This is a genomic window from Paenibacillus solanacearum (assembly GCF_910593845.1).
Classification (GTDB): domain Bacteria; phylum Bacillota; class Bacilli; order Paenibacillales; family NBRC-103111; genus Paenibacillus_G; species Paenibacillus_G solanacearum.
This window is the reverse complement of sequence record NZ_CAJVAS010000001.1, coordinates 15,490-31,983: the sequence shown is the minus strand read 5'-3', so window position 1 is coordinate 31,983 and position 16,494 is coordinate 15,490. Positions and strand designations below refer to the sequence as shown.

General features: G+C 57.2%; 9 protein-coding genes and 1 pseudogene. 1 reads left to right on the top strand and 9 read right to left on the bottom strand.

What is annotated here, in order from left to right:
• Nucleotides 1–12 precede the first annotated feature (12 nt).
• Together KXG62_RS00115 and KXG62_RS00110 are read right to left on the bottom strand one after the other, a co-directional pair.
• Nucleotides 13–1,740, bottom strand: a complete 1,728-nt coding sequence (locus KXG62_RS00115) for a copper amine oxidase N-terminal domain-containing protein (RefSeq protein WP_218089873.1) — start codon at nucleotides 1,738–1,740, stop codon at nucleotides 13–15.
• A gap of 182 nt (nucleotides 1,741–1,922) precedes the next feature.
• Nucleotides 1,923–3,191 carry an MFS transporter gene (locus tag KXG62_RS00110; protein WP_218089872.1) on the bottom strand — a complete coding sequence of 423 codons (1,269 nt, stop codon included), beginning with the start codon at nucleotides 3,189–3,191 and terminating at the stop codon, nucleotides 1,923–1,925.
• 275 nt (nucleotides 3,192–3,466) lie between these two features.
• Here KXG62_RS00110 and KXG62_RS00105 point away from each other — a divergent pair, with 275 nt between their 5' ends.
• The gene (locus KXG62_RS00105; RefSeq protein WP_246627226.1) at nucleotides 3,467–4,108 is read left to right on the top strand and encodes a cell wall hydrolase; all 642 of its coding nucleotides are present in this window, start codon (nucleotides 3,467–3,469) and stop codon (nucleotides 4,106–4,108) included.
• 97 nt (nucleotides 4,109–4,205) lie between these two features.
• On the opposite strand, the gene KXG62_RS00100 is transcribed toward KXG62_RS00105, so the two are convergent.
• The 7 genes and pseudogenes from KXG62_RS00100 to KXG62_RS00070 form a co-directional block, all read right to left on the bottom strand.
• Nucleotides 4,206–4,487 (bottom strand): hypothetical protein, encoded by a 282-nt coding sequence (locus KXG62_RS00100; RefSeq protein ID WP_218089871.1) that lies wholly within the window; start codon nucleotides 4,485–4,487, stop codon nucleotides 4,206–4,208.
• Between the two features lie 95 nt (nucleotides 4,488–4,582).
• Nucleotides 4,583–5,176 (bottom strand): GyrI-like domain-containing protein, encoded by a 594-nt coding sequence (locus KXG62_RS00095; RefSeq protein ID WP_218089870.1) that lies wholly within the window; start codon nucleotides 5,174–5,176, stop codon nucleotides 4,583–4,585.
• Nucleotides 5,177–5,217: 41 nt separating this feature from the next.
• Nucleotides 5,218–6,105: a phosphotransferase gene (locus KXG62_RS00090; RefSeq protein ID WP_218089869.1), complete on the bottom strand. Its 888-nt coding sequence runs from the start codon at nucleotides 6,103–6,105 to the stop codon at nucleotides 5,218–5,220.
• 248 nt (nucleotides 6,106–6,353) lie between these two features.
• Nucleotides 6,354–6,950: a hypothetical protein gene (locus tag KXG62_RS00085; protein ID WP_218089868.1), complete on the bottom strand. Its 597-nt coding sequence runs from the start codon at nucleotides 6,948–6,950 to the stop codon at nucleotides 6,354–6,356.
• Nucleotides 6,951–7,541: 591 nt separating this feature from the next.
• Nucleotides 7,542–9,047 carry a DHA2 family efflux MFS transporter permease subunit gene (locus KXG62_RS00080; protein ID WP_425517314.1) on the bottom strand — a complete coding sequence of 502 codons (1,506 nt, stop codon included), beginning with the start codon at nucleotides 9,045–9,047 and terminating at the stop codon, nucleotides 7,542–7,544.
• A complete protein-coding gene (locus tag KXG62_RS00075) occupies nucleotides 9,044–9,253 on the bottom strand; it encodes an MbtH family protein (RefSeq protein ID WP_218089867.1) in 210 nt (69 codons plus the stop codon). Before KXG62_RS00075 ends, KXG62_RS00080 begins: the two co-directional genes overlap by 4 nt.
• A 50-nt stretch (nucleotides 9,254–9,303) precedes the next feature.
• Nucleotides 9,304–16,478, bottom strand: a pseudogene (locus KXG62_RS00070) (amino acid adenylation domain-containing protein).
• Nucleotides 16,479–16,494 lie beyond the last annotated feature (16 nt).

Genomic DNA, 16,494 nt, shown 5'->3' with positions numbered 1-16,494 from the left:
CTGTCTGCAACGTTACTTTTTGGGTTCCAGCGGATACAGAAGCCATTCCACCGGCTCTTTGCTCCCCGGTGCAGGCATCCACTCGATCTCGACCGATGCCTCCAGACCGGTTGTCCGGTAGAACAGGAAAGCGCCGTCTTGATCCGTCATCCCACCTTGCGGCAGCGGAACGACCGTCCCGTTCACGATCAGCGTCCCGTCGGCGACGCCGTTCTTGACCTGCATTGCCAGTGCTGCGGGACGCGGGTGGTACAAGCGCAGCGAATAGGTCATCCCCGCGCCGTCGTAACGCTGCTCGCCGAACGTCCACTGCGCCAGTCCGGTCAAGTGCTGCGCATCCGCATCAGCGTCCATCCGAACGGCGGCATGGGAGCTCACGGCGATCGGGCTGCGGGCTTGTCCCTGCTCCGGCGCTGACGCCGATGACAGCGGCGGGATCGGCTCATTCGCCTTCCCGGCGATAAAGCCGATGCGGGCCGGACCGTCCGTCTCGATATCGCTGATGCTGGCGAATCCTTCTCCGGCATATAGCGCGTACTGCTCCAGCGTCGCCGTCTCCCCCGGCTTGATCTCCAGCGTCTCGTCCGCAGGCGCCTTGGTCATAAAGTCGACGGCAGCCTGTCGCACGTTATTCCGGTGCAGCAGCGTCGGCTGCAGGCTGCCCGCGCGGGCGACACGCACCGTCAGCGTGCGGGCCTTATCCGGATTTTGAATCACCGCAGCGAATCGCACCGGCTGCGCCATGGCGTTCACATGCTGCGATACGATCCTCGCTTTGCCGTCAACCTGTTCCTGAGCGACGATTCCGATCCGGTCAAGCGCAGGCTCGGCGCCGCTCACAATCAGCTTGCGTTCCTCCGGTATCGTGACGATGGCGGATAGCCGGGGCGCTTCCGCCAGCTGCCGCTGCCAGGCCGCCGACTCGTCCTTAACGAAGGAACCGGCCGGCTTCGCATACCAAGGGAACTCGTTCTTCGTATGGAACACCTCGTCGATGACAGTGATCTCTTGTGTGAACATCTCGCTCCATACGCCGTGCGGATCGGTAATCCGCAGCGATACCGGATACGTTCCGGGCTCGAAGAACGCGTCCTGCTTGCCCTTCCATTCGTATTTGGGCAGTCCCTCGGAATCGGGGTCATAGCTTAAATCGATATAAGCGACCGGCTCGCCGATCCGGTATACCGCTTTGTCCGTCGCAAAGATGGCGATCGGCCGCGAGTTCGGCTGCGTGTCGCCGGGATAATCCGACTCGCGATACGCGCGGTCGGTCGGCTGAACGTAGACGAGCTCCACGCGGCTGTCATTTGAATCGTAGATGCACGCAGCGTTCATATAAGGAGCGATCCAATCCAGCTTCACCAGCAGCGCGCCGTCCGCTATTAAAGCGATTTCCTCCAGCGGACTTTCCGTCCCGTTGACGGAAGCTACGCCGCGTTCAAGCTCCCACTCCACATAAGCCTTCGGCGCCGTCAGTCCCACGGAGCGGCGTTCGGCGTTCCACGCGACCGGAAAGCCGAGCAGCTCTCCAACCCAGCGGATCGGGACATACATGCTGCCGTTTACCTCTTGCGCCGGAACATCCAACTGCACCTCGGCGCCGTTCACTTCTGCGGCCTGCCGATCGTCCGTAAACCGCAAATGCACGGTCGTGCCGGAGACTTGCGCCCCGGCCGCCTGCGCCCCCGACGCCAGCATCGACAGAGCGAGCGTCCATGTAATGAGCCGTTTCTTTTTCAAAGCCGAATATCCCCTTTATGTCTTATTCATTGGGCTTGTACCTATGCGAAAAACACCCGCATTCATTCTCGTTGAAGTGCACAAAAAAACCGCGCTATGCCCAATGTAGCACGGTTTGGCGGAAAAATCACCCTATTTAAACGTTTTGTCACAACTTATGGCTTCTTTACGCGGCGGGGCGTCTAATTGGACGCATTCTCCCGTTTTATCGCCGCTTTCTCCAATTTTCCATATTGCGGAATCAGCAGCAGAAAATGGACGAAAAACACGCCGGCAATGATATAGAACACGATCGGAATACCGAAGCTGCTGGCCACGATCCCGCCGAACAGCGCGCCGGACACGTTGCCTAACGAATTGGCGCTGGCATTGTAAGCGAAGACGCTGCCCTGAATGCTCTTCGGCGTCAACCGCCGCAGCATCGAGCTGATCGACGGGATCAATCCGCCGACACACAAGCCTGTCAAGAAGCGGGTCCCCATCAATATCCACGGGTCGGAGATGCGGGCCTGCGGTATATACAGAATCGAGATGAGCAGCAAGCAGCACAGCAATACGGTCATATGCCCGTATCGATCGCCCCATTTGCCCAGCTGCGGCGCGGCCAGCACCGTGCCCAGCGCGCTCGAAGCGAAGATGAGGCCGGCCATCAGCTCGACGTGATCTTCAACATGCATGCTTTTGACGTATAGCGAAATGATCGGGCTGATGCTCTGAAAGCTCGCAGCGATCAAATAGGTCGAAAGGAATAACGCGACGATCACAGGCGACTGCCTGACAACTTCGCGCAGTGTCGGCTTGGATCGTTGCGGAGCCGGCTTTGCCTGTAACGGTTCGTGGCTCTCGGCGGATCGTTTGCGCCGGAATCGGAACTTCTCGTAGGACCTGGATTCTTTTACCCCGAAAACGACGAGCACGGTAGCGATCAACAGGAACAGCCCGGTGAGAAAGAACGAGTTACGCATGCCGAACCATTCCGCCATCACCCCGCCCAGGAGCGGTCCGAGAAGCTGCCCCGTCACCTGTCCTGTCTGCAGCGTTCCTAACGCCTTGCCTACCTCGCTTTTGGGCGTTTCAATGGCCATAAGCGCGACGGAGGATGTCGAGAACCCGGCCATCGTTCCGAAAACGGCTCGCAGCAGCAGCAGCTGCCATGGCGTATGGACGAGCCCCATGCATACGATAATGATCGTCAGTCCGAAACCCGAGCGGATCATCGCCGTCTTCTGCCCATACGTATCCGACATTTTCCCCCAGAATGGAGACACGAGCGCGACCATCACATGATTAATCCCAAAGATGAAGGCGGACCACAAGGCAGCCTGCTTCTCGTCATGAATGCCCAGCTCCTGTACGTATAGCGGTAAAAACGGAACGATCATGCTGAACCCGGCCGTGCAAAAAAAATTGCCGAACCATAAGATGTACAAATTGCGCTTCCACGCGTCCATTGCTCTGACCTTCTTTGATGTCATTTGTTATGTGCATTTACAAATGTAACATAATACAAATTCAAGTCCATGGACAAAACCAATCCGGAACCTGCGTCTTTCCTACCTTTTGGATTCATTTTCCGGACGATGGACAAAATTTCGAACCGGTCTTCGAAACGTGTAGACGAGCCGCTTCCGCAACCGATTAACGCCCTTTCGCAAAAACGTCCGTCCCTTGCGCTCCGTATTTGGCGCCTGGCACGGACCATTGAAAAAGAGGAGGTAACCGGATTTTGAACAAAGCTGCGATCGTTTTATCCTTATTTGCCGGCATCGCCGGAACGGTGTCCGCGATCGAAACCGCATCCGCCGAACCGATGAAGAAAGGAGCACGGAACGAGCACGTGCTTGATCTGCAAGAGCGTCTTACCGCATTAGGTTATTTGAAGAACGGGACTACCGGCTACTACGGGTCTATGACGACCGAAGCCGTCCGCCAATTCCAAACCGCTCGCAAGCTTCCGTCCGACGGCGTGGCCGACGAAGCCACCGTCTCTTCGTTGAAGCAGGCGGCCGCGCCGACCGAAACGGCGCTCGACCACTTGGCGCGCATCATTTACGCCGAAGCGCGAGGCGAATCGTTCGACGGACAGGTTGCGATCGGCGCCGTCGTATTAAACCGCGTACAGTCCACCATTTTCCCCGATACGATCGAAGAAGTGATTTTACAGCCCGGCCAATTCTCGGCCGTCAAAGACGGACAATTCGAGCTGTCGCCCAGCGAAGACGCCTATACGGCTGCAAAGAAAGCGCTCAACGGCTCGGACCCGACCAACGGTGCGCTCTACTATTACAATCCCAAGACCGCGAAAGCGTCCTGGAGCAAAGCGCGTACCCCCATCGCCAAAATCGGCAACCACGTGTTTACGCGATAACATACCGCATCAAACGAGAAGTTCATCGACCCTCTCATGCCAAAGGACAGCCTCCCCGCTGTCCTTTGCTCATCACGCTTCATCCAACCTGCCTGCCTCAGGCCGGCCAGCCCAGGATCAGCACCATCTTGATCAAGATCAGCACAAGCCCCATCAGCGTACCGACGAGAAACAAGAAGGCGAAGACCGTAACCAGCTTTCTCCAAAACCCTTTGATCGGCTCGTCGATCAGCAACGTCAGTACAACCGACAAGGCGATCAGCAGTACGAAACGCCAAACGTATGGAAATCGCATGACCATCGATAAAGCGTACAAAGCGGATCCGGAATACATTAAATATTTCGTTTTTCTGGTCATATCGCTATGCTTTTGTTTCATCAAACATCCTCCGTTATCACTACACTACGGCCGGCCCAACATCATCTCATAAATCCTCCGATAGGCCTCAATACGTATTCGTATCGGAACTCCCTTCAAGTAGTCCTTGTTTCAATCCTTTGCCTGACGATGATCTTGCAAAGGTTATGATGAAGCATCGGATTCATCACAATCTCGGTTTGAGCGCCAACCGGTACGTATCCTTTGCTCGCAATGCCTTCGGCGAATTTCGCTTTCGTATGGATCATATCGTCATAGGGCCCTTCATGCAATATTTGGGCAAACGTGCCGCCCGGAATGGTTTTGAAGCAAATCGATGGTTCGACACCGCCTAAACTGTCCATCATCGCGCTATGAGGCTGCCGGTCCTCCAAATAATCGGGTACGCAAATCATGATCGTAATGGATGCCGCTTCGGCCGTCCGGTCTTCGCATTCGAACTCCGTAGGACCGATAATAAAATTTCTGTTCTGTTCCTTTGCCGTGTAATGCTTGATGCGATTCAGGCATTTGTATACTTTATTGGATTCATTCAGTTTGCAGATATCGAACTTCCCTTGCCTTGTCATAACAATATACTTCAAATCCGGCAGCGTGTGGAGGGTGACTTGCTTGCTTTTTTCCGCTGTAGAGTAGACGCCTTTTAACCGCTTTTTCATATCATCTTTGACGATTGAGGATGACTTCACCTTGGCAACCACCTTTTCCATTATATGATGAAACACAGTCGTTAGCCCAACCAACGGATTACCCGCTGCCCTTGACTGTTAAATGCAGCGAGCTCTGCCTCGGTTTCATGTATAGGCCATAACCGGGTAAGCCAAAATAGCGAAGCCAGCTTACGGGAAGCCGCGAATCGCACAGTTTCATTGGCGGACAATTCAAACGGTTCCACGAACCACTGCCAGTTTTTTTCATCGATCCTTGCGGCGTTCACATGCTCCGTCAAATCAGCCAAATCGAAAGCCCGGTCCGTTACGCCGGCATATTCGAAATCAACCAGCCGCAGCGCGTTCCCATCCCAGAGACAATTCGCCAAATTCGGATCTCCTCTTGAAAACACCCGTTCCCCGCCAAGCATCAATCGCTCCGCTTCTTGGCCGAAAACCCACCCTTTTCCCAGCTCCCATACATCTGATGCTTGTTCGCCTCTTACGCGACAATGATCCTCGTTGGCAAAAAACTGCCGTACTCTGGAAAGCATGCACGCCGAGCTGCAGTTTACCTGTTCGTATTTATACGACGAGTCGCTGACCGGCATCGAGTACATTGTCTTCATAACAGCCGCTAAAGCATGCAGTTGTTCTCGGGAAACGTTCTCAACATCGCTTAATCGCTGACCAGCCACATATTCCATCGCAATAACGCAGCTGCCGTCCAGCCCCTCGATGAAGCGGAGCGGCTCAGGTGCTATCCCTTCGGTGAAATTATGCAGCGCGTGTAATGAATTCCACTCATTCCTGGCCTGTTTGTTCTTGGCGGACTGGAATCGTTTCAGACACAGGCGTTCGCCAAGATCATCATATAAGTAAACAGCATGATTTCGTCCGCCGCTAAGTGCGGTCAGCTTCTCGCTTGACGAGCTGATTAGCTCTGTTATCGCAATATCGGTCAGCACCTCAAGCCTCCTTATGCAGGATGGTTCCGCCTAGTGATCTCTACGGTCGGTTTTCTCGCTTATGTAAATATCCAATGCCCTTATCGCTCTTCGCGCCAGCTGGATAAACAAAATAAGACAATATACACCCAGCCCCGCCAGTCCGATATAGACAAAAAACAAAATAAGCGGAAGGATTCCAAATATGGCTCCCGTCGGACTCATATGCATGCAGACGTTCTCCTTTATAATTCATTTATTCGAATGCGCTAGGCAATCTGAACGATTCTGGCATTCCGGCATAACGGGTGCTCCTCTATGAATGTTGATATGGCGTTTTTCATCGCCTCGAAAGATTGTCCATAGAAATAAAAGGCGGTTTCGTTTTCACTTTGCCAATACCTCTGAACCTCTTTATCCGAACCAAGCAATCTCGACAATTCCGTAAGCACAGCGCCCAGATCGTGCTCCGCATATACGCTGTCAGGAAGATCCCCGTCCAGGTAAACGGCTAACCCTTCTTTTTGGCCAAAAGCGATGGATTCCTCTGTGCGTTCGACCATCACATGCGATCCCTTGGGCGAACCTATGTCCTCCAGCTCATCAATGATTTCGGCAATCACCGACTTAGGGTCGTTTCCTTTATAAATTAAAATCTCGATATCGCAAAACTGGATTTCACCGGTTTCGGCTTGCATGGTTCCGCCGCCGGTTATTTCGCCATAGTTGTTAGAACGCAAAAACGCATCCAGCGGCTCTTCGTAAAGGATTCCTCTATCCATTGGCATCATTTTGTCATTCAACTGAACGATAATGAACGTCTCCGGATGCCGTTTATTCTTCAAGCCAAATAGCTTCCTAAACATGATGCTTACTCCTTTGATCTTGGAACCGACTACAAGTCATTCTTCGTCTTGCTATCTTTCTCATCGGGTTCCATGTATTGTTCCAATTCTTGTTCAATCGCTTCATCACTCATGTTAAAATCGTCCTTATCTTCGATCCCCAGCTTTTCTTTGATTCTTTGTAGATCCGAATAAATTTCTTTATTTCTCACATGCGTGCTTAAGACGAGTCCGAAGGTTAGAGAGATTAATACGATTATTCCATAGGGTCCGAGAAAAATAGAAATGCATACTGCCACAACGATCGCGGTAATTGTGCCAAATAGAGTCATTATAATTCCTTTCAACGAGGTTAGACTGTATTTCGAAAGCGACTCTGTTCGATGAACGAAAAAATGCCCGAATCTTTGGTAAAATCGTGTTTGTTAACAACCACATCACCCAAAGAGCGGAGCACCTTCATGTGAAGTCTATCACATCTGCCGGCAAAATCAAGACTGGATCTTTACTATTATTCCAAGGCTGACCAAGCTTTTCCTTATTCCCGTTATACCGTATCTGCAGCAAACAACCTCAGCCCTTACCGGGAGCTGAGGTTGTTGTGTGTGCGGACTACGAGGAAACAGGCGGCGCCTTCGCACGCTTTGCCGCCTCCGCAGCGGCGGCTGGCCCCTGCGATCGGCGCGCCAGCACGCCAGCCGTATCGGCCTCGCGCAGCGTGAGGGCCAGCCCCCACGCCAGCGCCAAAAACGCGGCCGCAGCGAGCAGCGCGGCCTGGTACCCGAGCGCGGCCGGCCCCGCGCTCAATCCGACGCCGGCGGCTGCGCCAGCCGGCGAGCCGGTCATCCCGGCAGCCAGCACGCTGCCGATGACAGCCACCCCAAGTGCAGAACCGAGCCGGTTCTGCACTTGGAACAGCATAGTCGCCTGCCCCATGCGAGGCGGCTCCACTTGGGCAAAGGCCAGCAGCTGCACGGCGCCGACCGAATGCCCGAGTGTGAAGCCGCCGATGAGCAGCAGCGCGCGAACAAGCCACGGATTCGTGTCGGCTTGTACCAGACACAGCGCACCGAACACCGCCATCGCGCACAACAGCGCAATGGTGATGACCCGGCGCACGCCAAGCTTTTGGACCGACCATGGCATACACTGCGAGGCCGCCATTAACCCGAGCGCTTCCGGGAATGTCGTCAGTCCCGTATGAAAAGCGGACGCGCCGAACAAGTCCTGATACATTAACGGAAATACGTAAAGCATGCCTAGCAGCCCGGCCGACGTGCACAAGGCGATCAGCCCCGCAGTCCGGTACAAACGCTCCGACATCAGCCTTAGCTGCAGCAGCGGTGCAGGCGTGCGAAGCGAAATCACGATCATTGCAATCATAAACATCACGCCCAGCAAGCCCGTCACCACAATCTCCGGCGATCCCCATCCGCGAATCGATCCTTGGCTAAGCGCATAAATCAACATCGCGAAGCCCGGCGCGCTGAGCAGCAGCCCAACGAAATCAAGCTGGCTTGCTGGCTGCCGCTCATTTCCTTTCAATGCCAATAGTCCCAGGGCAATGGCTAATGCGCAGATCGGCACATTAATATAGAAGCACCAGCGCCACGATAGCGTATCGACGAAAAAACCGCCGATAATCGGTCCGACCGCCGGCGCAACAGCAATCGGCAGTACCAGCGAGCGGGAAAGCCGGGCTCGTTCCTCCGGCGGAAACGCGCGGAACAGCAGCGCCATCCCGACCGGGGCGATCAAGCCGCCGGCTGCGCCCTGAATGACCCGGAACAGAATGAGCCCATCCAAGCTCCAGGCGAGGCCGCAGCAGACGGACGCCGCCGTAAATACTATTATGGCGCTCAGCAACACGCGCTTGCCGCCAAAGCGGTCTCCCAGCCAGCCCGCAAGAGGCAGGGTCAGCGCCACAGCAACAAGATAGCCTATATTGACCGTACCCGCCTCCGCGGGCGATACGGCCAGCTCCTTGCAGATCGCGAGCAGCGCCACATTGACAATGGTCGCATCCATGGCGACGAGGAACATCGCCGCCACGTAGATCAACCGGATCGCGACTTTCGGGTTGACCGCTCGAATGCCTGCTGTCCCTGTGTCTGTCATCGGCTCCCCGCCCGGTAGGCGGCAGGCTGCGGAAACATATCCGTCCAATTCTCTTCAATATAAGCCAGGCACGCTTCGCGTCCTGCTTCATAAAGCTTCGTCCACCCCGCCGGAATGCGAGCAAAGGCAGGCCAAAGCGAATACTGGCCTTGATCGTTCACAAGGACATAGAAGCTGTCATTCGACGCTTCGAAAGGATTGCTCATGCCGATTCTCCTCTTCATAATTATGAATTCATATCATTTGACTGCCAGCCTTACTTCGCTTCGTCGTGCATCTCCGCCAATTTCCGGGCGATTATCCGTCCGATGTCCGCCAACGGTCCCGGCTGGCATAAATCTTTGTGCCGGCAAGCCAAATCATGCTGCTCGATCGAGCCGGTAATGTAAGGCTGCCACGTGTTGGGCGAAATTTCCGTGAACCAATCCGGAATGACCGTCGAATGAACGAAGAGCAGATCGCCTTTGTACCGCTCCGGACGATAAGCGCCGAGAATGCGCACGGAATTCACATACGTATCCTTGAGATTCATAATGACCTCTGGCTCCAGGCTCGCCAGCGCGCTGCCGTCACTGCGCAAAATGTTCACTGCCGCATCCATATCCAGCGGCTTCTCGCCCAGACTATCCGGATCATAGCCGCCCAGCGCAAGCAGGGCGATCAGCGCTTCCTCCTCATTCGGCCCTTCGCTGATAGGCAGGAAGTGGCTCGGGAATGCGTCCAGCATGACGAGCAGCGCGATGGGTTCTCCTTCCGCTTGCAGCAGCGTTGCAATCGCATGCGCCACGTTGCCGCCGAGCGACCAGCCGAGCAAGTAATACGGGCCGTGCGGCTGCACCGAGCGAATATGCGCGATATAATCGGCTGCCATCTGCGCCAGATCCGCAGGCAGTGGCTCTTTTCTAGCAATACCTCTCGCCTGCAAGCCGTAAATCGGATACTCCGGTCCGAGCGACTTCAGAAGCCCCGCATAGCACCAGCTGAGTCCCCCCGCCGGATGGATGCAGAAGAACGGCGACTGCTTTCCGCTCTTCCGCAGCGGCAGCAGCACCCCGAGGGCGTCTTCGCTGTCCCCGCCTTCCAGCCGGGCCGCAAGGCCCGCCACCGTCGGCGCCTCGAACAAGGTCCCGATGCTAAGTGATACTCCCAGCGCATCGCGAATGCCGCTCATGAGCTTCACGGCCAGCAGCGAATGACCGCCGAGATCAAAGAACCCATCGTCGATGCCGACCTTCGTTAAGCCCAGCGTCTCTGCGTATAAGTCGCACAGCAGTTCCTCCTGAGGCGTTCGCGGGCCTCTGCCTCCAACAGCCGAGGAATAATCCGGCGCAGGAAGCGCCTTGCGGTCCAGCTTGCCGTTAACCGTCAGCGGCAGCTCCGCCATCACGACGTACGCCGAAGGCACCATGTAATTCGGCAGCGCCGCTGTCACATATTGCCGCAGCTCATTCGAATCCAGCTCAGCCCCCACTTTAGGAACGACGTAAGCGACAAGCCTTTTATCTCCGGGAACGTCCTCCCTTGCAATGACAACGGCTTGGGACACGCCGTCCGCCTGCGCCGCGACCGCTTCGATCTCGCCCAGCTCGATGCGAAATCCGCGGATTTTGACCTGATGATCAATCCGCCCGAGGTAATCCAATGTGCCGTCCTCAAGCCAGCGGGCCAAATCACCCGTCCGGTACATACGCGCCCCCGGCGGTCCGTAGGGATCGGCGATGAACCGCTCCGCCGTCAAGCCCGGACGCTTCCAATAGCCGCGAGCCAGTCCTGCGCCCGCTACGTACATTTCGCCCGTTACGCCCGTCGGCACATGCTGCATATAGCGATCCAGCACATAGACCCGGAGGTCCGGGATCGACCCGCCGATCAGGCTGCTCGCCTTGCTCTCCGTCATTGCGCACGAAAGCGGAACGTAACTCACGTGCACGGTCGTTTCCGTAATGCCGTACATGTTCACGAGCTGCGGCGCCTTGTCGTCGTGGCGATCGTACCAATGCCGTAAATGTCCGAGGTCCAACGCTTCCCCGCCGAAAATAACGTACCGGAGCGATAGCGTTTGTCCGAGCACAGCATGTTCTTTATCCGCCTGCATGAGCTGGTAAAAAGCGGAAGGCGTCTGGTTCAGTACCGTCACGCGCTCCTCGCTGAGCAGCTTCAAGAATGTTTCCGGAGAACGGGACGTTGGGTGCGGTACAACCACAAGTTTGCCGCCATACAGCAGCGCGCCCCACATTTCCCATACCGAAAAATCGAACGCATAAGAGTGAAATAACGTCCACACATCGTGCGGACCGAAGCCGTACCAGGGATCGGTCGCCGAGAACAAGCGCACAACGTTGCTGTGCGGAATGACGACGCCCTTCGGTTTGCCCGTCGAACCCGATGTGAAGATGATGTACGCGACACCATCCGCCGTCAACGGGACGGTGCGGTCGCGGTCCGTCGGATCGGTCGCCGGATAATGGCTCAGCCGTTCGACCGTCTTGCTGTCGTCCATCAGCAGCACCTCTTCCCCGGACAGCACGGACGCCGTGTCGAGGCAGCCGATCACGCAAGACGGCTGTGTATCCTCCAGCATGAACGCGAGACGGTCCAGCGGATAATCCGGGTCGAGCGGCAAGTACCCCGCACCTGCTTTCAGCACCGCCAGCACGCCGACCATCAGGGCATGGGAGCGAGGAAGCAGCAGTCCGACGATGTGCCCGGGTCCAATACCGCGGGAGATCAGATCGTGCGCAAGCTGATTCGCCTTGACGTTCAGCTGGGTGTAGGTAAGCGGCTGGCCTTCATACGTCACCGCTACTGCAGACGGGCTCTTCTCCACCTGCGCCTGGAACAGCTCTACCAGGTTGCGCCCTGCCCAAGCCTCTTCCACTGGAACGACCGATGGAAACGCGCGAGCCGCCTGCTCTTCCGGCAGCAGAATAGGAAGCTGTCCGATCGGTGCGTCAGGCTCCGCCAAAGCCTGCTCAAGCAAAAGCTGCAGACGGACTGCAAGTTGTTCAATCGTTGCGCGCTCGTACAGGTCGCTGCTGAATTCAAACCAGCCGTCGATGCCGTCCGGCGTGCCGTCGGCAAGCCTTCGTTCCCTGAACTCGATCGTCAGATCGAACTTCGCCCGGCCGACCGTATACAGCCGCAAGTCGGCGTCGATGCCGTCAAGCGGCATTCGGGGCTCCGGCGTATTTTGGAACGCCAGCATGACTTGGAACAGCGGATGTCGCGCGCGGGAACGCGGCGGATTCAGAATCTCCACCAATCGCTCAAACGGCACATCCCCATGCTCGTAAGCAGCCAGATTCGTGCCCCTTACCCGCTCCAGCAGTTGTCTGAAGCTTGGGTTTCCGGAAGTATCCGTACGCAAAATAATCGTATTAATGAAAAGGCCGACCAAATCGCCGAGCGCATCATCGTTGCGTCCGGCGACCGGACTTCCAAGCGGAATGTCGGTCCCCGCGCCCAAGCGGGTAAAGAGCGCGGCGAGACCCGACTGCACGACCATAAACAAGCTCGTGCGCGTCTTTCTGGCCAGCGCAAGCAGGGAGGCATGCATCCCGGCCGGCAGGCGCACCTCCAGCGTCTCCCCAATATGCGTCGATTCTGCTGGACGCGGATGATCGGCCGGCAGCTCCAGCTGATCCGGCAACCCGCGCAGCGTCTCTTGCCAAAAGGCGATTTGGCGCGCGATCAAGCTGTTCGGATCGCTCTCGTTGCCGAGCAGCTGCTCTTGCCAGAGCGCATAATCCGCGTACTGTAAGGGCAGCGGCGACCAGACCGGCGCCTCCCCTTTCGAGCGGGCCTCATAAGCGGCCGTCAAATCGCGGGTCAGCGGATCCAGCGACCAGCCGTCGCCGACGATATGATGCAAAAGCAGCAGCAGCACATGCTCTTCCGGTCCGAGCGAATACAGCTGCACACGGAACGAAAGCTCCTTCGCCAGATCAAAGCCATAGCGCACGGCGACAGCCAGTTCATCCGCGAGCTCCATCTCCGACACCTTGACGACGGGCAGCTTCACTTCGCACGCGTCCGCATCCAGTATTTGCTGCGAGGCAGCCCCGTTCCGCTCGGGGAACAATGTCCGCAGCGTTTCATGACGCCGGACGACATCGTTCAAGGCCGCCTCCAGATGCTGCGGATGCAGCGGACCCGTCAATCGGACGACGAGCGGGATGTTATACGTCGGACTTGGCCCCTCGAGACAATTCAGGAACCACAACCGGCGCTGGGCAAAAGAAAGCGGAACGTCCGCCGGACGGACATCCGGCCGAATAGGCGGTCTCGCCGCAGCGGCATTATCGATCCGTTTGGCGAGGCCCGCCACCGTCGGCGCTTCAAACAAGCTGGCGATGCCCAGCTCGACCTGCAGCCCTTCGCGGATCCGGCTGACCAGACGTCCTGCGAGCAGGGAGTGCCCGCCCATATCGAAGAAGTCGTCGTCAATGCCGACTTTCGGCAGTCCGAGCACTTCGGCGAACAGCTCGCACAGCCATTCCTCCTGCGGCGTACGGGCCGCTCTGACAGGCGAACCGGCGAGATAATGCGGGGCCGGCAGCGCCTTGCGGTCCAGCTTGCCGTTCGGCGTCTGCGGGAGCCGCTCCATCGCTACGAAGGCCGAAGGCACCATGTAATCCGGCAGCGCTGCCGCCATATGATCTCGCAGCGCCGCAGGATCTACAGATTCGTTCGCCACGAAATAAGCGACAAGCCTCGGGTCCCCCGACGGGTCTTCCCGGACAACGACCGCTCCCTGCTGCAGTCCCGGATAATGGGTCAGCACAGCTTCAATCTCTGAAATTTCGATGCGGAAACCCCGAATTTTAATCTGATGATCGGCACGACCGCAATAGTCAACCGTACCGTCCGGCAGCCAGCGGGCCATATCGCCGGTGCGGTACATCCGGGAGCCCGGGGGGCCGTAAGGATTCGCGACAAACCGTTCCGCCGTCAAGCCCGGCCGCTGCCAATACCCTAGCGCCAGGCCGTCGCCGGCAATATACAGATCGCCGGTTACGCCGGGCGGCACCGGCTGCAGGCCGCTGTCCAGAATGTACAGCTGCGTATTCCAGATCGGTCGGCCGATGGGCGGCTTCGGCACCCAGCAGCTTGCCTCGTACGTCACGCATGTCGACCAGATCGTCGTCTCCGTCGGACCGTACAGGTTCGTTACCTCGCAGCCGAGCGACTGCAAATCGCGCAGCAAGCCGCCGGACAAGGCTTCGCCCCCGACCAGAATGCGGAGTCCGCGCAAGCCTTCCTGCGCCTGCTCTACCAAGGAATGCAGCAGCGAAGGCGTCGCCTGCATAAGGGTTGCGCCCGACGTCTCGATGAGCTGAGACAACGCCGCCGCATCTTGAACCGTCCGTTTGTTCGCCATGATCAGCCGTGCCCCGCTGACAGCGGCATAAAAATTTCAAGGATGGAAATATCGAAAGAGATCGTCGTTATAGCCAGCAGACGATCATCCGCCGTTAATTGAAACTGCTCGCCCATGGCCAGCAGGAAATTGGTCAAAGCGGCGTATGGAATGACAACACCCTTCGGTTTGCCCGTGGAGCCGGACGTATACAATATGTAAGCCGGATCGGTCAATAGCGAAGCTCCCTGCCGATCCGGCTCTTCTACATTCGACTCCGCGTAGCCAAGAAGTTCCGACTGTACCGCAGGATCGTCGAGCCGAATGATCGTTCGGCGGGCAGACTCGGCTTCCGGCTGCGGCAGCTTGACGGCAGCGTCACCCGTTGTCAGCGTTATCAAGACTTGTGCGTCCTCCACCATGTACGCGATGCGGTCTGCCGGGAAATCGATGTCGAGCGGCAAGTAGCCTGCGCCGGTCTTGTGAACGGCCAGCATGCTGACGATCATCTCCACGGAGCGGGGAACCGCGATGGCCACGATGCGCCGGGGCCCTGCACCGCGAGCGATCAGGAACCGCGCAAGCCGGTTCGCCCGTGCGTTAAGCTCCGCATAATCGACCTCGTTCGCCTCGTGGACCAGCGCGATCCCGTTCGGGCTGCGCAGCGCCTGCGCCTCGAATAATTCGACCGTACGCACTGGCGGCACGATCCGAGCCGTACGGTTCCAACGCGTCAATCCGTCTGTGCGTTCCTCCGCGTCCAACAGCGAGATGCCGCCGATCGGATCATACGGCTGCGCATCCGCAACATTCCCCAAGTAATGAATGAATCGAAGGTGATGCGCACGCAGCTCTTCTTCCGTGTATACCTCGGGATTCCCATCCACATCGATGTGCAAGCCAGTCCCGTCCGCATTGAAATATACATTAAATTCCATATCATCGACAGGGCCAGCCGATACGTTATGCTTGCAGCCTGGCACGCCGTTAAACTGCAGCCTGCCGTCAAACGGCATAATATTGACCAACGAGCCGAACAGTCTTCGGGCATCTCCGACCCGCTTGAGCTCGCGACGCAGCTCCTCGTGCCTGTAGCTCTGATGCTTGCGCACCTCGCGGATTTCCCGCGCGATTTGACGTACCAGCTCCGACAGCTTCTGTGCCGGTCTGACATGCAAGCGAAGCGGCACAATGTTCATAACCATGCCCGGCGTATTGAGCGACACCGAACCGAGGCGGCTCATCATCGGCAAGCCGAGGATGACGTCCTCCGCTCCGGTCAGCCGGTGTACATACGATGCGACGGCAGCAAGCACCACCTCAGACCAGACCGCGTTGTGAAGCTGTGCGGACTGGCGCAGCTGCGATGCCTCGGCGGCGGAAAGCTCCGCCGATTGCCGCAATACCCGGTGTGCGCTGCGTGGCGTGCGGTCGGACAAACTGCACGCATCCGGCTCGTCCTTGAATCGATCCAGCCAGAAGCGCCGATCGGCTTCTACTTGATCCGAATTGAGGTAGCGTTCATCCTCATCCAGTACGCTCTGCCACGACTCGAAGCCTCCATTCAAGTAAGGCTGGCGCTGCAGCATCGCTGTATACACCTGCGCGACGCGCTTCGTCAATAAAGAAAAGCCATAGCCATCCATAACGATATGATGCATGCGCTGATACCACAGGTAGCGCTCGGGTCCTATTTTTAACAGCGCTTCGGTAAAAAGAGGCCCTTCCGTCAAATGGCAAGGACGGCTTAAATCGGCGTCCATCCAAGCCTTCGCTTGGTCGAAAGGCGCTTGCTCCATACTCAAATCCAGAACGTGCAGTGTCCATCCGGCATTCGGCGCAAACACCTGCCACGGTCCCTCGTGATCCTCCTCGAAGCGGACATGGAGCGCCTCCGTTTCCAGCCATACGTGCCGAAGCGCCGCCTCAAATGTCGTTCGCTCGACAGGCCCGTGAATATCGACATATTCGCCTGTGTTGTACATCGGATTGCGCGGATCAAGCTGCTGCGCGTACCAAATCCCTGCCTGAGCCCCCGACAATGGCCGCCGAACCGTTGAAGCGATTAGCATTGCGGTCCTCTCCTTC

Bases quoted from the DNA above. Each gene is read 5' to 3' on its own strand.
- KXG62_RS00085 (WP_218089868.1), bottom strand. From the start codon at position 6,950: ATGTTTAGGAAGCTATTTGGCTTGAAGAATAAACGGCATCCGGAGACG.
- KXG62_RS00080 (WP_425517314.1), bottom strand. From the start codon at position 9,047: ATGACAGACACAGGGACAGCAGGCATTCGAGCGGTCAACCCGAAAGTC.
- KXG62_RS00100 (WP_218089871.1), bottom strand. From the start codon at position 4,487: ATGAAACAAAAGCATAGCGATATGACCAGAAAAACGAAATATTTAATG.
- KXG62_RS00075 (WP_218089867.1), bottom strand. From the start codon at position 9,253: ATGAGCAATCCTTTCGAAGCGTCGAATGACAGCTTCTATGTCCTTGTG.
- KXG62_RS00110 (WP_218089872.1), bottom strand. From the start codon at position 3,191: ATGGACGCGTGGAAGCGCAATTTGTACATCTTATGGTTCGGCAATTTT.